24 protein-coding genes are annotated in these 19,229 nt (G+C 67.7%); 6 read left to right on the forward strand and 18 right to left on the reverse strand.

The features are described 5' to 3' along the window. Positions 1 to 53: 53 nt before the first annotated feature. The 13 genes from ptsP to ABE472_RS18345 all read right to left on the reverse strand — a co-directional run bounded on the left by ptsP (position 54) and on the right by ABE472_RS18345 (position 10,284). Positions 54 to 1,763 (reverse strand): phosphoenolpyruvate--protein phosphotransferase, encoded by a 1,710-nt coding sequence (ptsP, locus tag ABE472_RS18285; RefSeq protein WP_346466768.1) that lies wholly within the window; start codon positions 1,761 to 1,763, stop codon positions 54 to 56. Between the two features lie 59 nt (positions 1,764 to 1,822). Continuing rightward, positions 1,823 to 2,092 (reverse strand): HPr family phosphocarrier protein, encoded by a 270-nt coding sequence (locus tag ABE472_RS18290; protein ID WP_121043139.1) that lies wholly within the window; start codon positions 2,090 to 2,092, stop codon positions 1,823 to 1,825. Further along, positions 2,085 to 2,477 (reverse strand): PTS sugar transporter subunit IIA, encoded by a 393-nt coding sequence (locus tag ABE472_RS18295; RefSeq protein WP_019185401.1) that lies wholly within the window; start codon positions 2,475 to 2,477, stop codon positions 2,085 to 2,087. The genes ABE472_RS18290 and ABE472_RS18295 overlap by 8 nt, the downstream gene beginning before the upstream one ends. A gap of 197 nt (positions 2,478 to 2,674) precedes the next feature. Next, complete coding sequence (rapZ, locus tag ABE472_RS18300) at positions 2,675 to 3,571, reverse strand: RNase adapter RapZ (RefSeq protein WP_183073811.1); 897 nt, start codon at positions 3,569 to 3,571, stop codon at positions 2,675 to 2,677. After that, entirely contained in the window at positions 3,568 to 4,518 is a 951-nt protein-coding gene (hprK, locus tag ABE472_RS18305; RefSeq protein WP_019185403.1) for an HPr(Ser) kinase/phosphatase, read from the reverse strand. Before hprK ends, rapZ begins: the two co-directional genes overlap by 4 nt. Next, complete coding sequence (locus ABE472_RS18310) at positions 4,515 to 4,967, reverse strand: PTS sugar transporter subunit IIA (RefSeq protein ID WP_121043141.1); 453 nt, start codon at positions 4,965 to 4,967, stop codon at positions 4,515 to 4,517. Before ABE472_RS18310 ends, hprK begins: the two co-directional genes overlap by 4 nt. A 21-nt stretch (positions 4,968 to 4,988) precedes the next feature. Beyond that, on the reverse strand, positions 4,989 to 5,315 hold the full coding sequence (raiA, locus tag ABE472_RS18315) for a ribosome-associated translation inhibitor RaiA (protein ID WP_046274055.1): 327 nt from the start codon (positions 5,313 to 5,315) through the stop codon (positions 4,989 to 4,991). A gap of 58 nt (positions 5,316 to 5,373) precedes the next feature. Continuing rightward, entirely contained in the window at positions 5,374 to 6,813 is a 1,440-nt protein-coding gene (locus tag ABE472_RS18320) for an RNA polymerase factor sigma-54 (RefSeq protein WP_346464639.1), read from the reverse strand. A 42-nt stretch (positions 6,814 to 6,855) separates the two neighbouring features. Further along, the gene (gene lptB / locus ABE472_RS18325) at positions 6,856 to 7,575 is read right to left on the reverse strand and encodes an LPS export ABC transporter ATP-binding protein (RefSeq protein ID WP_019185407.1); all 720 of its coding nucleotides are present in this window, start codon (positions 7,573 to 7,575) and stop codon (positions 6,856 to 6,858) included. Next, positions 7,575 to 8,150 carry a lipopolysaccharide transport periplasmic protein LptA gene (lptA, locus tag ABE472_RS18330; protein ID WP_313212888.1) on the reverse strand — a complete coding sequence of 192 codons (576 nt, stop codon included), beginning with the start codon at positions 8,148 to 8,150 and terminating at the stop codon, positions 7,575 to 7,577. The genes lptB and lptA overlap by 1 nt, the downstream gene beginning before the upstream one ends. Further along, positions 8,128 to 8,694 (reverse strand): LPS export ABC transporter periplasmic protein LptC, encoded by a 567-nt coding sequence (gene lptC / locus ABE472_RS18335; RefSeq protein WP_346466769.1) that lies wholly within the window; start codon positions 8,692 to 8,694, stop codon positions 8,128 to 8,130. Before lptC ends, lptA begins: the two co-directional genes overlap by 23 nt. Continuing rightward, positions 8,691 to 9,239, reverse strand: a complete 549-nt coding sequence (locus ABE472_RS18340; protein ID WP_313212891.1) for an HAD hydrolase family protein — start codon at positions 9,237 to 9,239, stop codon at positions 8,691 to 8,693. The genes lptC and ABE472_RS18340 overlap by 4 nt, the downstream gene beginning before the upstream one ends. Before the next feature lie 43 nt (positions 9,240 to 9,282). Further along, positions 9,283 to 10,284 carry a KpsF/GutQ family sugar-phosphate isomerase gene (locus tag ABE472_RS18345; protein ID WP_313217452.1) on the reverse strand — a complete coding sequence of 334 codons (1,002 nt, stop codon included), beginning with the start codon at positions 10,282 to 10,284 and terminating at the stop codon, positions 9,283 to 9,285. 53 nt (positions 10,285 to 10,337) lie between these two features. Here ABE472_RS18345 and ABE472_RS18350 point away from each other — a divergent pair, with 53 nt between their 5' ends. The 3 genes from ABE472_RS18350 (at position 10,338) to ABE472_RS18360 (ending at position 12,226) form a co-directional block, all read left to right on the forward strand. After that, the gene (locus ABE472_RS18350; protein WP_313212896.1) at positions 10,338 to 10,568 is read left to right on the forward strand and encodes a BolA family protein; all 231 of its coding nucleotides are present in this window, start codon (positions 10,338 to 10,340) and stop codon (positions 10,566 to 10,568) included. A 78-nt stretch (positions 10,569 to 10,646) separates the two neighbouring features. Continuing rightward, on the forward strand, positions 10,647 to 11,921 hold the full coding sequence (murA, locus tag ABE472_RS18355) for a UDP-N-acetylglucosamine 1-carboxyvinyltransferase (RefSeq protein WP_313217454.1): 1,275 nt from the start codon (positions 10,647 to 10,649) through the stop codon (positions 11,919 to 11,921). Further along, a complete protein-coding gene (locus ABE472_RS18360) occupies positions 11,918 to 12,226 on the forward strand; it encodes an EF-hand domain-containing protein (RefSeq protein WP_313212589.1) in 309 nt (102 codons plus the stop codon). Before murA ends, ABE472_RS18360 begins: the two co-directional genes overlap by 4 nt. 33 nt (positions 12,227 to 12,259) lie before the next feature. Here ABE472_RS18360 and ABE472_RS18365 read toward each other — a convergent pair whose 3' ends face one another. From ABE472_RS18365 to purM, 5 genes are all read right to left on the reverse strand, one after another. Continuing rightward, positions 12,260 to 12,943: a DUF3108 domain-containing protein gene (locus ABE472_RS18365; RefSeq protein ID WP_313212590.1), complete on the reverse strand. Its 684-nt coding sequence runs from the start codon at positions 12,941 to 12,943 to the stop codon at positions 12,260 to 12,262. 2 nt (positions 12,944 to 12,945) lie between these two features. Further along, complete coding sequence (locus ABE472_RS18370; RefSeq protein ID WP_313212610.1) at positions 12,946 to 13,689, reverse strand: DUF3108 domain-containing protein; 744 nt, start codon at positions 13,687 to 13,689, stop codon at positions 12,946 to 12,948. A 100-nt stretch (positions 13,690 to 13,789) separates the two neighbouring features. Beyond that, entirely contained in the window at positions 13,790 to 14,443 is a 654-nt protein-coding gene (gene purN, locus ABE472_RS18375) for a phosphoribosylglycinamide formyltransferase (protein ID WP_313212591.1), read from the reverse strand. Then, complete coding sequence (locus ABE472_RS18380) at positions 14,440 to 14,922, reverse strand: hypothetical protein (RefSeq protein ID WP_313212592.1); 483 nt, start codon at positions 14,920 to 14,922, stop codon at positions 14,440 to 14,442. The genes purN and ABE472_RS18380 overlap by 4 nt, the downstream gene beginning before the upstream one ends. An 8-nt stretch (positions 14,923 to 14,930) precedes the next feature. Further along, positions 14,931 to 15,956, reverse strand: coding sequence for a phosphoribosylformylglycinamidine cyclo-ligase (purM, locus tag ABE472_RS18385; protein WP_313212611.1), 1,026 nt, complete (start codon positions 15,954 to 15,956; stop codon positions 14,931 to 14,933). A gap of 138 nt (positions 15,957 to 16,094) precedes the next feature. Between purM and ABE472_RS18390 the strand changes: the two genes are divergently transcribed. Genes ABE472_RS18390 through hda form a run of 3 tightly spaced genes read left to right on the forward strand, consistent with a single transcriptional unit; the run spans position 16,095 to position 19,095 of the window. Next, on the forward strand, positions 16,095 to 17,219 hold the full coding sequence (locus tag ABE472_RS18390) for a DUF2066 domain-containing protein (RefSeq protein WP_313212593.1): 1,125 nt from the start codon (positions 16,095 to 16,097) through the stop codon (positions 17,217 to 17,219). After that, entirely contained in the window at positions 17,216 to 18,388 is a 1,173-nt protein-coding gene (locus ABE472_RS18395) for an AI-2E family transporter (RefSeq protein WP_346466770.1), read from the forward strand. Before ABE472_RS18390 ends, ABE472_RS18395 begins: the two co-directional genes overlap by 4 nt. Next, the gene (gene hda, locus ABE472_RS18400) at positions 18,385 to 19,095 is read left to right on the forward strand and encodes a DnaA regulatory inactivator Hda (RefSeq protein ID WP_019185422.1); all 711 of its coding nucleotides are present in this window, start codon (positions 18,385 to 18,387) and stop codon (positions 19,093 to 19,095) included. Before ABE472_RS18395 ends, hda begins: the two co-directional genes overlap by 4 nt. Positions 19,096 to 19,229 lie beyond the last annotated feature (134 nt).

Raw genomic sequence — 19,229 nt, forward strand, 5'->3', positions numbered from 1 at the left:
CACCCACCCTTCTTCTCTTGGTGCTTCTGGGCGCGCCCGCCCCCCCCCCGGCACTACCGGGCCTTTTCGATCCAGCGTTCAATGCCGCGGCGGTCGCGTGCCTGCAGCAGCTTGGGCGCCATCGCCTGCAGCACCGACAGATCGCTGTCGCGCACCGCACGGCGCACTTCCAGCAGGGTGCCGGGGTGCAGGCTGAATTCCGTCAGCCCCAGCGCCAGCAGCAGACGGGTCATCAGCGGGTCGCCGGCGATCTCGCCGCAGACCGCCACCGGAATGTTGTACGCCTGGCCGGTGCGCAGGATGTGCGCGAGCAGGCGCACCACCGCCGGGTGCAGCGGGGAGTACAGCTCGCCGACCGCCTCGTTGTTGCGGTCGGCGGCAAGCAGGTACTGGACCAGATCGTTGGTGCCGATCGAGAGGAAGTCGACCAGATCGATGAAGCTCTCCAGCGCGATCGCGGCGGCCGGTACTTCGATCATCGCGCCGAACGGGATGTGCTCGGCCACTTCATGGCCTTCCGCGCGCAGCAGTTCGGCCTGCTTGGCCAGGCGCCGGCGGACCGCAAGGATTTCCTCGCGGGTGCTCACCATCGGGATCAGGATGCGCAGCTTGCCGTAGGCCGAGGCGCGCAGGATCGCGCGCAGCTGGGTGTCGGCCACTTTCGGCCGCGCCAGCGACAGGCGCACGCCACGCAGGCCCAGCGCCGGGTTTTCTTCGTTGCTCAGGGTCAGCCCGGTGCGGTCGGCCTTGTCCGCGCCCAGGTCCAGGGTGCGGATGGTGACCGGCCGCCCGCTCATGCCGAGGGCGGCATCGCGGTAGGTCTCGAACTGCTCCTGCTCGTCCGGCAGCTCGTTGCGCTGCAGGAACAGGAATTCGGTGCGGTACAGGCCCAGCCCGTGCGCGCCCAGCGCATGCGCCTGGGTCACGTCTTCGCTGGACTCGGCATTGGCGAGCAGGGCGATATCGACGTTGTCGCGGGTGCGGCTGGGTTTGGTGCGCAGGCGCCCGAGTTCGCGCTGCTCGCGCGCGTGCTCGCGCAGGCGCACGCGGTAGTCGCGCAGGTCCTGTGCCTGGGGGTTGATGGTGACCGTGCCATCGCTGCCGTCCATGATCAGCACGTCGCCGTCGGCCACCTTCTGCAGCACGTTCGGGACGTTGACGATCAACGGCAGGTGCAGGCTGCGCGCCAGGATCGCGCTGTGCGAGAGCGCGCTGCCCCCGGCGGTGCCGATGCCGACCACGCCGTGGGCCTGCAGCTGGGCCAGCTCGGAGGGGGCGATGTTGTCGCAGATCAGGATCTCGCCGGCCATGCCTTTGACGTCCGGCGGGCGCTTCTGCAGGAAGGCATGGATGCGCCCGATCACATGGTCCAGATCGTCCATGCGGCTCTTCAGGTAGGCATCGTCCATGCCATCGAAGACCTTGGCCAGGCGGTCGCGCTGCACGCGCAAGGCGTAGCCGGCGCTGTAGGGGCCACTGCGGATCAGTTCGTCCAGGCCGAACAGCAGCTCGGGGTCATCGAGCAGCAGGGCATGCAGATCGAGGAATTCGCCGACCTCCTGGTTGAGCGCGCCATGTAGGCGCTGGCGCAGCTCGTGCATTTCGCCGCGGGCCGCTTCCACGGCCACGTGCAGGCGCTCCAGCTCGGCTTCGATCTTGGCCGGCGCAATGCGCTGCTCGGCCACTTCCAGGGCATGCGGCAGGCGCACCCGGGCACGGCCCAGGGCGTTACCGCGCGAGGCACCGTGGCCGGACAACAGCATCGCCCCGGACGCGGTCCGGGCCGGTGCGGAGGATCCCGATCGCGGCTGCCCCCCCATGCTCAGTTGTCCTCGTCGAAACGCCGCTCGAACAGGGCGACCACCGCGTCCATCGCGGCGACTTCGTCTTCGCCCTCGATGCGCACGGTGACCGGGGTGCCCTGGCCGGCGGCCAGCAGCATGACGCCCATGATGCTCTTGGCATTGATCTCACGGCCCTTGGCGGCCATGGTCACGTTGCAGCGGAAGGGCGCCAGCTCCTGCACCAGCTTGGCAGTGGCGCGGGCATGCAGGCCCAGGCGGTTGGAAACAGTGAGTTCACGTTCAAGCATCGTCGACAATCGCTCCATTGCGAGTGCCTGCCGCGGCTGTGGCAGGCAGTTGATCCAGTCCCTGTTCCGGATAATTCATCACCCGCATCAACATCGGCAGGCTCAGCGCCGAAACCCGGCGTGCCGGGGTGCCCAGACGAGCCAGTTGCCCGGCCAGATTGCTGGGGCTGGCGCCGTACAGGTCGGTCAGGATCAGCACGCCCTGGCCACTGTCCACCCGGCGCAAAGCGGCCGAGGCGAGCGGGAGCAGGACGTCCATATCTGCGTCGAACGGTACTTCGAAAGCTTCGGTCTTCAGCGGCAGGTGCCGCAGCAGACGGGTCGCCACGTCCAGCAGGGCCGTGCCGACACCGGGATGAGTTACGAGGAGAATGCCACAGGTCATTCCCGAACGTTAACAGGTCAACATGAATTGGCGATAGCACGCGTGAAAGACTGCTGTGTTCCGCGGTTCAGCGTGTCGATGACCTGTCCCCGCCCGGAGCAGGACAAGGCAACGCGGTGCCGTCGCTTCGTGGGCCGGGCGGGCATGGCGCCACGCCCGATCCCCCGGGCTGCCGGCCACTGCCGGCAATCCCGTTTTCAGTCCAGTTCGCGGTGGAAGGTGGCCACTTCGGGCCAGCCCTGATCGCGGGCATGGCGGGCCATGCGCTCGGCCATGTACACCGAGCGATGCTTGCCGCCGGTGCAGCCGAAGGCGACGGTCACATAGCTGCGGGTGTCATTGCCCAGCCGCGGCAGCCAGGTGTCGAGGAAATCGACCAGCTGGCCCGCATAGCGCTGCACATCGGGTTGTTCGTCCAGATGCTCGCGCACCCCGGCATCGCGGCCGGACAGCGGGCGCAGCTCCGGATCCCAATGCGGATTGGGCAGCACGCGCACGTCGAACACGAAGTCCGCTTCGGCCGGCACGCCGCGCTTGTAGGCGAACGATTCGAACAGCAGCGAGAGCTTGTTGCCATGGGCCAGCGCGAACTCGGTCACCACCTTGCGGCGCAGCTGGTGCACGTTGAGATGGCTGGTATCGATCACCGCATCGGCGGCGGCGCGCAGCGGCGCGGTGAGTTCGCGCTCTCGGGCGATCGCTTCGGGCAGCGACAGCCCGAGCTGGCTCAGCGGATGTCGGCGACGGGTGTCGGCGTAGCGCTTGAGCAGGGTTTCATCGGTGGCATCGAAGAACAGCAGCTGCGCATCCAGGCCGGCGGCCTTGGCATCCTCGCGCCAGTGCGAGAGCTGGGTCAGGTCACTCTGCGCACGCACGTCGATGCCGACCGCCAGCCGGCGCGGGGCCTCGCGGCCGGGATCGCCGAGCAGGCTGCGCACGAAATCCGGCAGCAGGTCGATCGGCAGGTTGTCCGAGCAGTAGTAATCGAGGTCTTCGAAGGTCTTCAGCGCGACCGTCTTGCCGGACCCGGACAGCCCACTGACGATGATCAGGGTGGCGGCGGTCGGGGCGGAGGCGGGGGCGGGTGTGGTCATGGCGTGCGGCGTTCCAACATGTTGCTGTGGCGGGCGATGAACATCGCGGCCGGGTCGATGCCCTTGGTCCGCAGGATGTGCAGGCGCGTGGCGGCTTCGGTCAGCACGGCCAGGTTGCGGCCGGGCATCACCGGCAGGGTGATCAGCGGCACATCCAGGTCCAGCACGTGGCGGGTACCCGAGTCGCCGGTGAGGCGTTCATAGCCGTAGGGGGTGGGCTCGGTCATCGGCTTGGTCAGGTGGACGATCAGCCGAAGGTACTTGTTCTTCTTTACCGCCGTGTCACCGAACATCTCGCGCACGTTGAGCACGCCCAGGCCGCGGACTTCCAGCAGGTCCTGCAGCAGCTCCGGGCAGGTGCCGTCGAGCACGTCCGGGGCGATCTGGGTGAACTCAGGGGCATCGTCGGCGACCAGGCGGTGGCCGCGGCTGAGCAGCTCCAGCGCCAGCTCGCTCTTGCCCGAGCCGGCTTCACCGGTGATCAGTACGCCGATGGAGTAGATCTCCATGAACACGCCATGCAGGATCACCCGCGGCGCCAGCGTGCGCGCCAGGTGGTAGGACAGGTGGTTGAGCAGTTCGTGGCCGCGTTTGGGCGAAATCCACAGCGGGGTCTGCGATTCGTCCGCGGCCGCGCGCAGGTCCTCCGGGCAGGACTGGTTGCGGGTGATCACCAGCGCCAGCGGATGGGACTGCATGATCCGCTCGATGGTCTCCCAGCGTTGGCGTGAGTCCAGCGAGTCCAGCCAGGACAGTTCCTCGGTGCCCAGGATCTGCACCTTGTTGGGGTAGATCGCGTTGAGGTAGCCGGCCAGCGAAGGACGACGGGAGACCTTGTTGCCGGCCTCCAGCTCACGGCGCTCGCCCTGCTGGCCGGCGACCCAGCGCAGGCTCAGGCGGTCACGCTGCTGTTCGAACAGTTCGCGCGCGGTGATGCTGGTATTCATGCGGCACTCGCCGGCGGGGGGAATTCGATGACCCGACGCAGCTCGTCGCCGTCGCGCGCTTCGCGCAGCGCCTGGCGGATGGCCGGTTCGGAGAACAGCTCGGCCAGCTCGGAGAGCAGCATCAGGTGTTGATGGGTGTAGTGCGCAGGCACGGCAATCGCGAAGACCAGGTCGACCGGTTCATCGCCGCCGAATTCCACCGGCGATTCCAGCCGCAGCAGGGCGCCGCGGGGGCGTTCAAGCAGGGGGGCACGGCCGTGGGGAATGGCGATGCCGTGGCCGATCGCGGTGCTGCCCAGCGTCTCGCGCTGGCACAGGTTCTGGTACAGCAGCTCGGCGTTGGCTTCGCGGCAGGCCAGCAGGCGGGCTGCGGCCTTCAGCACGCTGTCGCGATCGGCGGCCGGCAGCACTTGCGTGCGGACGGCCGCCAGAAGATCAGTCAGAGGCATGTCGGGGTGGAAACGAGGGCATCAGCCCTCATTGTCGCCCACCGGCAGCGGTTGCGGTGCGTGCTGCTGCTTTTTCTCTTTGTGCTTGATGACCAGGCGGTCAAGCTTGTCGGCCAGGATGTCGATCGCGGCGTACATGGTGGGGCCGCTGGCGTCCGCGTGCAGAGTCTGCCCGGGAACATTCACACTCGCATCGGCATGGTGCTCCGGCTTGCGGATCGACAGTTGCACGCGAACCTCGCAGTGCTGGTCGAAGTGCTTCCTCAGCCGTTCCAGCTTGGTCTCCACGTACTCGTTCAGAGCCGGGGTGATCTCAAGGTGGTCCTTGCCAAACGTCTCGATGTGCATCGGGTTTCTCCTTTGTTCGGATGTGCCAATGAACCTTCCCGCCGGGCGCGGTGGAGCGTCAGACGATTCTTACCCTTTCGTGCGAGGCGGAAATGTTCATGGCTTCACGATACTTCGCCACGGTGCGTCGCGCCACCGGTATTCCCGAGGTTTTGAGCAGGTCAGCCAGCTTGGCGTCAGAAAGCGGCTTACGCGGGTTCTCGTCATCGATCAGCCGGCGCAGCATGGCCTGGATGGCGGTGCTGGACGCTTCGCCGCCACTGTCGGTATCGATGCCGGAGGCGAAGAACGCGCGCAGCGGCAGGGTGCCGCGCGGGGTGCGCACGTACTTGCGGGCGATCGCGCGTGAAATGGTGGATTCGTGCAGGCCGAGCTCGCCGGCCACTTCACGCAGGGTCAGTGGGCGCAGCGCCTGTTCGCCGAACTCCAGGAACGCGGCCTGCTGGTCGAGCAGGCAGCGCATCACCCGCAGCAGGGTCTCGCCGCGGGCCTCCAGGCCCTTGAGCAGCCAGCGTGCCTCCTGCAGGTGGGCGCGCATGTAGCCGGCGTCGGCCTCGCCGCAGCGGCGGATCAGCTGCTCGTAGCCGCGGTGGATGACCACTCTGGGCCCGGCGTGGCCGGCCAGGGCGGCCCGCCAGACGCCGTTCTGGCGCCAGACCACACAGTCCGGCACCACGTAGCTGTCGTGGGAGAGATCGCCGATCTGGGTACCCGGGCGCGGGTCCAGCGAGCGCAGCAGCTGCACCGCGACCTCCACCTCGGCCAGTGGCTCGCGCAGCTCGTGGGCGATGCCGGCCACGCCGCTGCGGGGCAGGCGCTCCAGCGGGCCATCGGCGATGCGCCGGGCCAGGGCCAGGCCCGGGGTCTGCGCGGGCAGTACCAGCAGCTGCAGGTCCAGGCATTCACCCAGGGAGCGCGCACCGACCCCGACCGGGTCGAAGCGCTGGATCTGGTGCAGCACGGTCAGGATTTCAGCCTCATCGGCCTGGATGGTCGGGAGCAGGGTTTCGGCGATGGTCGCCAGGGGCTCGCGCAGGTAACCGTCTTCTTCGAAGGCATCGATCAGGGCCGCGCCAATGCTGCGGTCGCGGGCCGACAGGTGCGACAGGTGCAACTGCCAGAGCAGGTGGTCGGCCAGCGATTCGGTCTCGGCCACGCGTTCGGCGGCGCTGCCGTTGTCGTCATCGTCGAAGGAGCCGCCGCTGCTGCCGCTGGTCCAGTCGCCTTCGCCGGGTGACCAGTCGTCGCTGGCCGAGACCTGGTGCTCGCCATCGGCGTGGGTATCGGTGGGGGCGGGCGGGGGCGTGTCCTCGCCAGGACTGGCCTCGAGCGCCGGTTCAGCGTTCTCGGCCCAGTCCAGCAGCGGGTTGGTCTCCACCGCTTCGTTGATTTCCAGCTCCAGCTCGGCGCTGGACATCTGCAACAGCTTGATCGCCTGACGCAGCTGCGGCGTCATGACCAGGTGTTGCCCCATCGATGTCTGCAGCCGTGCTTTCATGCCTGTGCCGAACGGAAGGAAGGCGTTGCGGCGGCCGCTGGATCAGAGCTTGAAGGTGTCCCCAAGGTAGACGCGGCGGACGTCGGCGTTGGCCAGGATCTCGTCCGGCGCGCCCTGTGCCAGCACGCTGCCCTCGTTGAGGATATACGCGCGGTCGCAGATTCCCAAGGTTTCGCGGACATTGTGGTCGGTGATCAGCACCCCGATCCCGCGCTGCTTGAGGTGGGTGACGATGCGCTGGATTTCACCGACCGAGATCGGGTCGACACCGGCGAATGGTTCATCGAGCAGGATCAGGCGCGGTTTGGCGGCCAGCGCGCGGGCGATTTCACAACGGCGGCGCTCACCACCGGAGAGGCTCGCACCGAGCTGGTCGGCCACGTGGTTGATCTGCAGCTCGTCCAGCAGGCTGGCCAGTTCCTTTTCGCGGCCGGCCTTGTCCAGGTCCTCGCGCAGTTCCAGCACCAGGCGCAGGTTGTCGGCCACGGTCAGCTTGCGGAACACCGAGGGTTCCTGCGGCAGGTAGCCTACGCCCTGCTTGGCGCGGGTGTACATCGGGTCGCTGGTGATGTCCTTGCCGTCCAGCACGATGCTGCCGGCATCGGTCTCGACCAGGCCGACGATCATGTAGAAGCATGTGGTCTTGCCGGCACCGTTGGGGCCGAGCAGGCCGACCACTTCACCGGCCTCCAGGGTCAGCCCGAAATCCTTGACGACTTCACGCTGCTTGTAGCGCTTGCGCAGGCCTTTGGCGACGAGCATTACTTCTTGCTCCCGGCGGCGGGCGGAGTGGCCGGCTTGGCCGCGGGCGTGGCCGGCTTGGCAGCCGGGGTGGCCGGTGCGGCGCCCTTGTTCTTGGGCTGGATGACCGTGCGCACGCGGGTGCCGTCGCCACCGCTCTGCATGTTGCCGGTGCGGGTGTTGTACGTCATCTTCTGGCCGCTGTTGGTGCCGCGCGGCGACTCGACCTTGTAGTTGCCGGTGAGGATGATCACTTCGCTGTTGACGTTGTAGTCCATGTTGTCGGCCCAGGCATTCATCTTGGAGCCGTCATCCATTTCCTGTTCCAGTGTGGCCTGCTTGCCGGTCAGCACGACGCGTTCGATATCGCCGTTCTTGCGGAACAGATCGGCGTTGGCGGCGTGGATCACCAGGCTGCCCTGGGTGATCACCACGTTGCCGGTGAACGTGCACTTGCCCGCATCGTCGGTCAGGTTGCAATCGTTGCTGTTGGATTCCAGGTTCATCGGCTGGTTGCGGTCGGACGACTTGGCCAGCGCCACGCCGGGCAGCAGCAGGGCGAGCAGCGCGAGCTTAGCGGGCAGCGTTCGGTTCATAGCGGGTCTTGACCTGTGAAAGGAGTTTGTACTGCCGGGTTTTCATTTCGGCTTCGAAGCCGACACCTGTCTGCGACAGGCCCGGGCGGGTCATGGTGACCCGGGCATCGGTCTTGGCACGGTTCTCTTTCGGGAACACGTCCAGATGATCGGTGCGGAAGGTGGTGGGCGGTGCACCGGCAACCTTGGGGCTGTCGCCGCTGACGTTGCCGATGAGCTTGAGCTGGTCGCCCTTGGCGCTGACCCAGCCACTGTCGCCACGCATTTCCCAGTGGTTGCCGTCCTGGTCGGGCAGCAGGAACACGGGCGTGGTCAGGGTCATCGTTTCATCGCTGCGTGCACGCTCCAGCAGCGGGGCGCGCAGGGTGGTGGATTCCTTGCCCTGTTCGTCCAGCGCCACGATCTGGAAATCATGCAGCACGTAATCCTTGGTGGCATCCTCGCCCTCGGCCGCGGGGGCCTTGTCGCGATGGTGCAGGGCCAGCCAGCCGGTCAGCAGTGCGGCGACCAGCAGCAGGCCACCGATGGCGGTACGCACGTTCATGCGCCGAACCTCGCCAGCACCGCATCCACATGGCCCTGGGCGGCCAACAGCACGTCGCACAGCTCACGCGCCGCGCCCTTGCCGCCATCGCTGCGGGTCTGCCAGTGCACCCGCTCGGCGATCCACGGGTGGGCATTGGCCGGCGCGACCGCCAGGCCGACCGCGCACAGCGGGCCGAGATCGGGCAGGTCGTCACCCATGAAGGCCACCTGGTCCAGGCCGATGCCGTACTGCTCACACAGCGCCTTGACGCTGGCCAGCTTGTCGCCAACCGCGATCTGGGTATCGATGCCCAGGTCCGCCCCACGCTTGAGCGCGGATTGGCTGTTGCGCGCGGTGATCAGCACCGGGTGGATACCGTGGTGTTGCAGCAGTTTCAGGCCGAGTCCGTCCTGCACGTAATACGCCTTGCTCTCGTTGCCGTCCTTGTCGTAGTAGAGCCGACCGTCGGTGAGCGTGCCGTCCACGTCGAAGCAGGCCAGCCGGATACGGCCGGCAGCGGCATGCAGGTGGGACGGGAAACCGGGCAACGGGGAGTAGGGCATCGTCTGGGGGCAGCTCAGCTGAATGGAGGAAGGCAACTGTGGTTTAAACCACCCGGGCCCGCAACAGGTCATGAATGTTGAGCGCGCCGACCAGGCGGCCTTCGGCATCGACCACCATCAAGCCATTGATCTTGTGGGCTTCCATCAGCTGCGCCGCTTCGGCCGCGAGCTGATCGGCCCCGATGGTGCGCGGGCCGCGGGTCATCACATCGGCGATCCGCGCGCTGCGCACGTCCAGCTCGGTATCCAGCGCGCGGCGCAGGTCGCCGTCGGTGAACAGGCCGATCAGACGGTTGTCGGCATCCACTACCGCGGTCATGCCCAGCCGCTTGCGGCTCATCTCCACCAGGGCTTCGCTGAGGCTGGCGCCGACGTCCACGCGCGGCAGCTCATCGCCGCTGTGCATGACATCGGTGATGTGCAGCAGCAGGCGGCGGCCCAGGCTGCCGGCCGGGTGGGAGCGGGCGAAGTCGTCGGCGGTGAAGCCGCGGGCATCGAGCAGGGCCACGGCCAGCGCATCGCCCATCGCCAGCGAGGCGGTGGTGCTGGAGGTCGGGGCCAGCGCCAGCGGGCAGGCCTCGGCCGGCACGCTGACATCCAGGTGAACGTCGGCGGCGGTGGCCAGGCTGGACTGCGGGCGGCCGGTCATCGCGATCAGGCGGTTGCCCTGGCGCTTGAGCACCGGCAGCAGCATCAGCAGCTCATCGGACTCGCCCGAATAGGACAGCGCCAGCACCACGTCGGCCTCGGTGATCATGCCCAGATCGCCGTGGCCGGCTTCACCGGGGTGCACGTAGAAGGCCGGGGTGCCGGTCGAAGCCAGCGTGGCGGCGATCTTGCGGGCGACATGGCCGGACTTGCCCATGCCGGTGGCGACCACGCGGCCCTTGCTCTGCAGGACCAGCTGGCAGGCCTGGCTGAACGCTTCGCCCAGCCGCTCGGCGACCGCGCCCAGCGCATCGCGCTCGATCTCGAACACGCGGCGGCCGCTGGCGACCAGTGCCGCAGCGTCGGCCGGATGGGGAAGTTGGGGCGAGACAGCCATGCGAGCGCCACGTGGAAGAGTAGAATGAGCGCTCATTTTATTAGGAAAGCCCGTTGGACGCCGAGACCATCCGCAATCTGATCGAAACCGGCCTGCCTGGCGCCCGCGCGGACGTGCAGGGTGACGACGGCGTGCACTTCGAGGCCACCGTGGTCTGCGACGCCTTTGCCGGCAAAATGCCGCTGGCGCGTCACCGCATGGTCTACGCGACCCTGGGCGATCTGATGGGCGGGGCGATTCATGCGCTGGCGCTGAAGACCGTCACCCCTGGCGAAGCGGGTTAGTCCGCGGACCGATTAGATCAGCCGACCAATCAGATCAGCCGACCAACGGTCGGCTCTACCTCAATTCAAGTAGATTCCATGGCCAAGATCGTAGTGACCGGCGGCAAGCCGCTGCACGGTGAAGTGAACATTTCCGGCGCCAAGAACGCTGTCCTCCCCATCCTGTGCGCGACGCTGCTGGCCGATGCGCCGGTGGAGATCACCAACGTGCCGCACCTGCACGACGTGGTCACCACCGTGAAGCTGCTCGGTGAGCTGGGCGCCAAGGTCACCATCGACCAGGGCACCCTCTCGCGCGGCAGCGCGATCGTGGTCGACCCGCGCTCGGTCAATCAGCACGTGGCCCCGTACGAGCTGGTCAAGACCATGCGCGCCTCGATCCTGGTGCTCGGCCCGCTGCTGGCCCGCTTCGGTGCGGCTGAAGTGTCGCTGCCGGGCGGCTGCGCGATCGGTTCGCGTCCGGTCGACCAGCACATCAAGGGCCTGCAGGCCCTGGGGGCGGAGATCACCGTCGAGAACGGCTTCATCAAGGCGCAGGCCAAGCGTCTGAAGGGTGCGCATTTCACCTTCGACATGGTCAGCGTCACCGGCACCGAGAACGTGCTGATGGCCGCCGTGCTCGCGGAAGGCACCACCGTGCTGGACAACGCCGCAATGGAGCCGGAAGTCACCGATCTGGCGCACTGCCTGATCGCGCTCGGCGCGAAGATCGAAGGCCTGGGCACTGCCCGCCTGGTGATCGAAGGCGTGGAGACGCTGTCCGGTGGCCGTCATGAGGTGCTGCCCGACCGCATCGAAACCGGCACCTTCCTGGTCGCCGCGGCGATGACCGGCGGCAAGGTCACGGTCAATCGTGCCCGCCCGAACACCATGGATGCGGTGCTGGCCAAGCTGGTGGAGGCCGGTGCGCACATCGAGACCACCGAAGACAGCATCACCCTGGACATGGGCGGCAAGCGCCCGCGCGCGGTCAACCTGACCACCGCGCCGTACCCGGCGTTCCCGACCGACATGCAGGCGCAGTTCATGGCGCTCAACTGCGTGGCCGACGGCGTGGGCGTGATCAACGAAACGATCTTCGAAAACCGTTTCATGCACGTCAACGAGCTGCTGCGCCTGGGCGCGGACATCCAGGTCGAAGGCCATACCGCGATCGTGCGCGGTGCCGAGCAGCTGAGCGGCGCGCCGGTGATGGCGACCGATCTGCGCGCGTCGGCCTCGCTGATCCTGGCTGGCCTGATGGCCGAGGGTGACACCACCATCGACCGCATCTACCACCTGGACCGCGGCTACGAGAACATCGAAGAGAAGCTGTCCTCGCTGGGCGCCACCATCCGGCGTATCGCCGCATGATCCTGCGCGGCCGGTTCACCCGCCGCCGCAAGGCGCTGCTGGTGCTGGTACTGATCGTGCTGGCGTGGCTGGGCTACGCCTGGTACGCCGGCATCGCGATCACCCAGGGCATCCAGCAGGAAGACATGGACTGGAACGCGGACGGCACGGTCAGCCGTACCGAAGTGTTCCAGTCGTTCTATGCGGTCGGCGTGGACAAGAGTGTCGACGGCAACCGGCAGTGCAGCACCTACTACTGGCGCGACACGCGGCAGCAGATCCGGGTGGACTGCAAGACGGTGTTCGGCGAGGCCAGGCCGGAATGAAAAAACGCCCGCGAAAGCGGGCGTTTTTCTTGGTCAGTTCATCCCTTTGATCGTCAGATCCAGCGCATCCTTGCCGCTCTCACGCTGCAGCAGACGCGCCGGCACCGGAAACTCCGGCACGATCCAGGCGATCAGCTCCTTGTTGCCGTCCACGCGCGAGACCTTGGTCGCGTCGTAGGACTTGCCCGCCACGGTGATCTTTTCCTTGCCGACCACCTTGTAGGACATCGGCTTGATCCGGCCTTCGTCCACCATACGGTAGTTCAGCGGCTTGCCGGCGGCCAGATCACGCGCGATCGCCAGGTTGATCAGCAGGGCATCCATGTCGCCGGGCTTGAGCGCCACCGGACCACGGCGGTCCGGCTTGACGTCGCCGGTCCAGGTGGCCTGGTTGCTGTTCCAGTTGTAGTTGGCATCGACATTGCGCTTCTTGACCAGCAGCACCGAGCGGTCGTTGCTGGTCAGCGGGCGCAGGCGGCCGTTGGCCTCTTCGAACACGGTGGTCTGGCTGAGATCGGCCAGCTGGTTCTTCACGTTCAGGCTGTAGCGCCACTTGTTGGCGCCTTCGCTGGCCAGGGTCATGGTGCCGTTGGCCTGCATGCCCATGTAGCTGGCCTGGTAATCGGCCTTGAACGGCTGCAGCGCCATGGCCGGCAGGCTCACCACGGCAAGGGCGCCGGCGGCGATCCAGGTCAGCGGACGGTTCAGTGTGGTCATGCTCAGACTCCTTGGTATTCGATCAGGCGCAGATCAATCCGATCTTCGCCGTCTTCGCGTTGCAGGATGCGGACCGGCGTGGGGACACCGTTGGCGATCCAGAGGATGGTTTCGTCATTGCCGCCGTTGGTGCGATACACCCGCAGCGCGTTGTAGGACAGATCGCCGACGGGCACGTTCTCGGTGTCCGGTGCGGCCTGGTAGTCGTGCTGGCGGACGCGGCCCACGTCCACGTAGCGGTAATGCATCTGCCCGCCGGGACGCGCATCGCGCATGATCGCCAGGTTCAGCAGCAGCGCACTCTGGTCGCCGGGCTGCAGCGGGATCGGCTGGCGGCGTTCCTTCTTCAGATCGCCCAGCCATTGGGCGGTACCGGCCTGCCAGTCATAGGTGCCGGTGACCTTCTTGCCCAGGAACAGGCCCTTGCGGACCGTGCTCTGGCTCAACGGCACATAGGTCCCGTTGCGGTTCTCGAACACCGTGCTCTGCTCCAGGTTCAAGCCGAGCACGCTGGCGAAACCGCTGCGGCCGACCACCTGCATGTCCACGCGCCACTGGTCACCGCCGGTGTGGGTGACACGCATGGTGGCATCGCCGGCCTGCTTGCCCTTGTAGAGGGCCTGGTAGGTGGCGGTGAACGGCTGCAGCGGCGGCGCTTCCCAGCTCATGGCAGGCAGCGCGGGCAGCGGTGGCGTGGCCGTCTCCTGCGCGTGGGCAAGGGCGGCGGTGCACAGCAGGGATGCCATCAGCAGCACGGGCTTGAACAAAGGCGTTCTCATGCGGGCCGGTCGGTGGAGGAGGGGAAAGAATGCCAGCGCCGGGATCAGCGGCGTGTGTGCGCGGCGCTTATCGGTTCAGCTGTCCGGCGCAATCTAGGCGCAGCGGGCTAAACAGGGGGTGACCATCGAGCTGGAGCTGACCTGCCTGTTCAGTTACGCGGCCGCTGACCAGCAGCGCCAGGCTGGCGATCAGCAGCGGATGCTCCACGGCCAGCACCCGCAGGGCCAGGGCGTCGGCGGTGTCGCCGGCCTGCACCGGCACCCGGGCCTGGGCCAGCACCGTGCCGGCATCCAGTTCGGGCACCACGAAGTGCACGCTGGCGCCGTGCTCGGCATCGCCGGCCTCCAGTGCGCGCGCATGCGTGTGCAGCCCCTTGTAGAGCGGCAGCAGCGAGGGATGGATGTTGACCAGGCGGCCATCGAACCGGGCCACGAAGGCCGGGCCGAGGATGCGCATGTAACCGGCGCAGACGATCCAGTCCGGCGCGAAGGCGTCCAGCGCATCGGCCATCGCCGCATCGAAGGCGGCGCGGTCCGGGAAGTCCTTGGGCGAACGTGCCCAGCGCTGATCCGGGCTCACCTTGAGCAGGGCCGAGGCTTCGGGCTTGTCCGAGAGCACGGCCACGACCTGCGCATCCAACCGCTGCGCGGCGATGGCATCGAGGATGGCCTGCAGATTACTGCCCCGGCCGGAGGCAAGGACGGCGATACGGCTGCTCATGCGGTTGGGAAGGCCGCCTTGACCGCGGGGCGCGACAGCACCACCAGGGTGAACACGCCCAGCGCAGTACCGAATGGCATGAAGATGCAGGCGATGCCGGCCACCACCATGCACAGCAGGTAACGCCGGCGCTGCGCCAGGCAGCGCCCGGCATAGGCCATGTAACCGGCCAGCACCAGCCCGGCAACGCAGCCCAGCCCGCCGATCAGCACGAACACCCACCCAAGCAGGCGCGGATCGAACGGCGGCGGCGCCTCACCGGGCGCCAGCGGCGCCGGCGCGGCGAAGATCACCGCCACGCCCATCAGCAGGTAGATCAGCGGGAACAGCGAGAACAGGGCGGTCAGACCGGCCAACACATAGTGGAAGACCGACAGCAACTGCAGCTGCGAGGTGTCGCCCGCCGTGGCCGGCAGGGACGGCGCCGCTGCGGTGGGCAGCGACGGCGGTTGAGCGGCGGCCTCCGGGCGGGGCTCCATGACCGGGCTCAGCCGATCTTGACGCGTTCGGCGCCGTCGGCGCGGGTCACTTCACCGATGGTCCAGTGGTCCAGGCCCTGCGCGGCCACCGCGGCACCGACCGAGGCGGCGTCGCTGGCGGCCACGATCAGCACGAAGCCGATGCCGCAGTTGAAGGTGCGCCACATCTCGCTGTCGGCCACGGCGCCTTCCTTCTGCAGCCACTGGAACACCGGCGGCAGGGTCCAGGCGTCGGCCTTGATGTCCAGGCCCAGGCCGTCGGGCACCACGCGGATGATGTTCTCGGTCAGGCCGCCACCGGTGATGTGGGCCATGCCGTGGATCGCCGCGCCGTGGGTCTTGAGCAGCGCCAGGATCGGCTTGACGTACAGGCGGGTCGGCGCCATCAGCGCATCGACCAGCTTGACCCCGCCGTCCAGCTCCAGATCGGCCGGCTGACCGGCGCGGTCATAGATGCGGCGCACCAGCGAGTAGCCGTTGGAATGCGGGCCGGAGGAGGCGATGCCGATCAGCACGTCGCCGGCGGCCACGCTGGCGCCGTCCTTCATTTCGCTCTTCTCGACGCCGGCGACGGTGAAGCCGGCCAGGTCGTACTCGCCCGGGGCATACATGTCGGGCATTTCAGCGGTCTCACCGCCGATCAGCGCGCAACCGGCCTCGGTGCAGCCGTTGGCGATGCCGCCCACGACCGCCGCAGCGGTGTCGATGTCCAGCTTGCCGGTGGCGAAATAATCCAGGAAGAACAGCGGCTCGGCACCCTGGACCAACACGTCGTTCACGCACATCGCGACCAGATCGATGCCGATCGTGTCGTGGCGGCCCAGCTGTTGTGCGAGCTTCAGCTTGGTGCCCACGCCGTCCGTGCCCGAGACCAGGACCGGCTCGCGGTACTTGTTGGAGAGGTCGAACAGGGCGCCGAAGCCACCCAGTCCGCCCATGACTTCCGGGCGGAAACTGCGCTTCACCAGCGGCTTGATGCGCTCGACCAGCTCATTGCCCGCGTCGATATCGACACCGGCGTCGCGGTAGGTCAGGGGAGAGGGATTGGACGGGGAATTGGTCACGGGCGTCGGCGCTGCGCTGGGGTGAAAGCGCGATTTTAACAGGCCACGTTGGCGCGCAGGCCCTATTCGGGCAACAATTCCCCCCGGATACGCTCAATGGAAGTCCTGATGCGCCGCAGCCTCTTTTTCATGATGTTCCTCGCGTTGTGCCTGCCGGTGGCCTCGATGGCCCAGAGCGGCCTGCGCACCGAAGGCGATGTGGCCAGTGCCAGTGGCGCTTACGAGGCCGAGGTCCCGGTCAACAGCCAGGCCGATTCGGACCGCAACGGTGCCCTGGCCAGGGCGCTGGGCAATGTGCTGGCCAAACTCTCGGGCGACCGCAGCGTGATGAGCCGCCCCGGCGTGATGCAGGCCCTGCGCAATGCCAAGGATTACGTGGCCAGCTATGACTACCGCCAGGACCAGAGCACCTCGGCCGGTGGCGCGCCGAGCTACCGCACCATCCTGGTGGCGCGCTTCCGCGAGGATGACGTCGATGGGCTGATCTCTGCCCTCGGGCTGCCGCTGTGGCCGCAGCCCCGCCCGAAGCCGGTGATCTGGCTGGCCATCGATGATGGCTCCGGCCCGCGCCTGGTGACCGTCCAGCAGGCCAATGCGGCCCGCCCGCTGCTCAACCGCGCCATCGAGCGCGGCTACAAGCTGGGCCTGCCCTCGGGCAGCGCCGCCGAGCAGGCACTGGTCGGCGCGATCTGGCGCCAGGACACGGCCGCCGTGGCGCGGGCCTCCGCGCGCTATGCCCCACCGATGCAGCTGATCGGCAAGCTCTACCGCGATGGCAGCGGCTGGGTGGCGGACTGGGTGTTCGTTGATGGCGGCAAAGAACTGAACAAGTGGACCACCAAGGACAGCGACGCCCGCCGTGCGATGGCCAGCGGTGCCGACGGCGCCGCGGATGCGCTGGTGCGCCGCTACGCCAAGGCCGGGGCCGCCACCGGCGCCGCCGGGACCTACACGATCGTGGTGCTGGGCCTGAACAGTGCCGAGGATTACATGCGCCTGGCCGCCGGCCTGCGCGAGACTGCCGTGGTCCGCAACGTCACCCCGGTGCGCGCCTCGGGCGATCGCCTGGAGCTGTCGCTGGAACTGACCACCGGCCTGGCCGGCCTGAACCGCATGCTCGGCGACAACGGCGTGATCGCGCCGACCGCGCCGCTGGCACTGCCGGTGCCGATCGATGAAACCAACCCCTCGGCCCTGCCGCCGCCGCCCAGCAACGAGTACCGCCTGCGATGATCCTCACCCCCGAAGCGGAAATCGCGCAGTTCCTCAGGCGGTTGAAATACGTCCTGGTGGCGCTCGCCGCCGGCTGGGTGATCTGGCTGCTTGGCCCGATCCTGACCCCGTTCGTGCTGGCCCTGGCGTTGGCGTGGCTGGGTGACCCGCTGGTCGACCGGATCGAGGCTACCGGTCGCTCGCGCAACACCGGCGTGGTGCTGGTGTTCGTGGCGATGAGCCTGTTGATCACCGCCGCCTTGCTGATCCTGGTGCCGATGATCGAGCGCCAGGTCGCCACCCTGGTGGCGGCGATCCCGCAGGCCCAGCAGTGGCTGATGGAAAAAGGCATCCCGTGGTTCGAGCAGAAAACCGGGCTGGAGATCATGCAGTGGATGGATCCGGATCGCCTGATCGAATGGGTGCGCAGCCATTGGCAGCAGGCCGGCGGCTTCGCCAAGACCTTCTTTGGCTACGTGCAGCGCTCGGGGTTCACGATGGTGACCTGGGTGGTCAACATCCTGCTGCTGCCGATCCTGGCGTTCTACTTCCTGCGCGACTGGGACAAGCTGGTCGAGCGCGTGGCCTCGATGATTCCGCGCAACCATGTCGGCACCATCACCAAGCTGGCGCGTGAGTCGGACGAAGTGCTCGGTGCGTTCATCCGCGGCCAGTTCCTGGTGATGATCGCGCTGGGCGTGGTGTACGCCGCCGGCCTGTCGCTGGTCGGCCTGAAACTGGGCCTGTTGATCGGCCTGGTGGCCGGCCTGATCAGCTTCATCCCGTACCTCGGCGCGACCACCGGCATCGTCATGGCGGTCGCGGCGGCGCTGGTGCAGGCGCAGGGCTTCGATCTGAAGCTGCTGATCCTGGTCGGCGTCGTGTTCACCGTGGGTCAGTTGCTGGAAAGCTACGTGCTGACCCCGCGCATCGTCGGCGACAAGATCGGCCTGCACCCGGTGGCGGTGATCTTCGCGGTGATGGCCGGTGGCCAGCTGTTCGGCTTCCTCGGCATGCTGCTGGCCCTGCCGGTGGCGGCGGTCAGCAACGTGCTGCTGCGTTATGCACATCAGCGCTATCGCCAGAGCGATCTGTACGCCGGTGAGAAATCGGCGATCGTGCTCGATGCCTACGTCGACAAGCCCGAGATCGTGATCGTCGGCACCCCGAAGGGGCCGGACGCACAGTGAGTGTCGTTCCGCAGTTGCCGCTTGCCCTGCGCTACCCGCAGGACGAGCGGTTGGAGACCTTCATCGGTGCGCCGGATGGCGCGCTGGCGCAGCTGCGCGCCATTGCCGTGGGCGCCGCGCACGACTGGGTGTATCTGGAGGGCGCGCCGGGCACCGGCAAGACCCATCAGGCGCTGGCGATGTGCTCGCTGGCCGAACAGGCCGGCCGCCAGCCGACCTATCTGCCGCTGAAGGCGGTGGTGGGGCGTACGCGCGCCGCGCTGGAATCACTGGAAGGCCGCGACCTGGTCGCGCTGGATGGGCTGGATGCCGTGGCCGGGCAGCGCGAAGACGAAGTGGCGCTGTTCGATTTCCACAACCGTGCGCGCGCGGCGGGCATCACCCTGCTGTACACCGCGCAGCACGCGCCGGATCAACTTGGGCTGGTGTTGCCGGACCTGCGCTCACGCCTGCAGCAATGCGTGCGCGTGGTGCTGCAGCCGCTGGATGACGAAGGCCGCGCGGCGGTGCTGCGCGAGCGCGCGGCGCGACGTGGCCTGGCGATCGATGAAGCGGCGATCGAATGGTTGCTGACCCGTACCGGTCGCGAGCTGGGCAGCCTGGTCAGTCTGTTGGATTGGCTGGACCGCGAATCGCTGGCGGCGCAGCGCCGCATCACCGTGCCGTTCCTGCGCCAGGTCCTGGAAGACGGCCCACACCTGTTGTAGAGCCGACCGTTGGTCGGCTGCTCAGGAGACGGCCCCACCGTGTAGAGCCGACCGTTGGTCGGCTGCTCAGGAGACGGCCCCACCGTGTAGAGCCGACCGTTGGTCGGCTGCTCAGATGGGCTCGGTCGGAGAGC

Origin of the sequence: Stenotrophomonas sp. TWI809, assembly GCF_039673205.1 — a bacterium.
Classification (GTDB): domain Bacteria; phylum Pseudomonadota; class Gammaproteobacteria; order Xanthomonadales; family Xanthomonadaceae; genus Stenotrophomonas.

Excerpts from the sequence above, each read along its gene's own strand:
- ABE472_RS18310 (WP_121043141.1), bottom strand. The coding sequence starts at position 4,967 with ATGCCTCTGACTGATCTTCTGGCGGCCGTCCGCACGCAAGTGCTGCCG.
- purN (WP_313212591.1), bottom strand. The coding sequence starts at position 14,443 with ATGAGCAGCCGTATCGCCGTCCTTGCCTCCGGCCGGGGCAGTAATCTG.
- lptA (WP_313212888.1), bottom strand. The coding sequence starts at position 8,150 with ATGAACCGAACGCTGCCCGCTAAGCTCGCGCTGCTCGCCCTGCTGCTG.
- ABE472_RS18360 (WP_313212589.1), top strand. The coding sequence starts at position 11,918 with ATGATCCTGCGCGGCCGGTTCACCCGCCGCCGCAAGGCGCTGCTGGTG.
- ABE472_RS18380 (WP_313212592.1), bottom strand. The coding sequence starts at position 14,922 with ATGGAGCCCCGCCCGGAGGCCGCCGCTCAACCGCCGTCGCTGCCCACC.
- raiA (WP_046274055.1), bottom strand. The coding sequence starts at position 5,315 with ATGCACATCGAGACGTTTGGCAAGGACCACCTTGAGATCACCCCGGCT.
- lptC (WP_346466769.1), bottom strand. The coding sequence starts at position 8,694 with ATGAACGTGCGTACCGCCATCGGTGGCCTGCTGCTGGTCGCCGCACTG.
- lptB (WP_019185407.1), bottom strand. The coding sequence starts at position 7,575 with ATGCTCGTCGCCAAAGGCCTGCGCAAGCGCTACAAGCAGCGTGAAGTC.
- rapZ (WP_183073811.1), bottom strand. The coding sequence starts at position 3,571 with ATGACCACACCCGCCCCCGCCTCCGCCCCGACCGCCGCCACCCTGATC.
- ABE472_RS18370 (WP_313212610.1), bottom strand. The coding sequence starts at position 13,689 with ATGGCATCCCTGCTGTGCACCGCCGCCCTTGCCCACGCGCAGGAGACG.
- ABE472_RS18295 (WP_019185401.1), bottom strand. The coding sequence starts at position 2,477 with ATGACCTGTGGCATTCTCCTCGTAACTCATCCCGGTGTCGGCACGGCC.
- ABE472_RS18365 (WP_313212590.1), bottom strand. The coding sequence starts at position 12,943 with ATGACCACACTGAACCGTCCGCTGACCTGGATCGCCGCCGGCGCCCTT.
- ABE472_RS18320 (WP_346464639.1), bottom strand. The coding sequence starts at position 6,813 with ATGAAAGCACGGCTGCAGACATCGATGGGGCAACACCTGGTCATGACG.
- ABE472_RS18345 (WP_313217452.1), bottom strand. The coding sequence starts at position 10,284 with ATGGCTGTCTCGCCCCAACTTCCCCATCCGGCCGACGCTGCGGCACTG.
- ABE472_RS18290 (WP_121043139.1), bottom strand. The coding sequence starts at position 2,092 with ATGCTTGAACGTGAACTCACTGTTTCCAACCGCCTGGGCCTGCATGCC.
- ABE472_RS18390 (WP_313212593.1), top strand. The coding sequence starts at position 16,095 with ATGCGCCGCAGCCTCTTTTTCATGATGTTCCTCGCGTTGTGCCTGCCG.
- ptsP (WP_346466768.1), bottom strand. The coding sequence starts at position 1,763 with ATGCTGTTGTCCGGCCACGGTGCCTCGCGCGGTAACGCCCTGGGCCGT.
- hprK (WP_019185403.1), bottom strand. The coding sequence starts at position 4,518 with ATGAATACCAGCATCACCGCGCGCGAACTGTTCGAACAGCAGCGTGAC.
- ABE472_RS18395 (WP_346466770.1), top strand. The coding sequence starts at position 17,216 with ATGATCCTCACCCCCGAAGCGGAAATCGCGCAGTTCCTCAGGCGGTTG.
- murA (WP_313217454.1), top strand. The coding sequence starts at position 10,647 with ATGGCCAAGATCGTAGTGACCGGCGGCAAGCCGCTGCACGGTGAAGTG.
- ABE472_RS18340 (WP_313212891.1), bottom strand. The coding sequence starts at position 9,239 with ATGCCCTACTCCCCGTTGCCCGGTTTCCCGTCCCACCTGCATGCCGCT.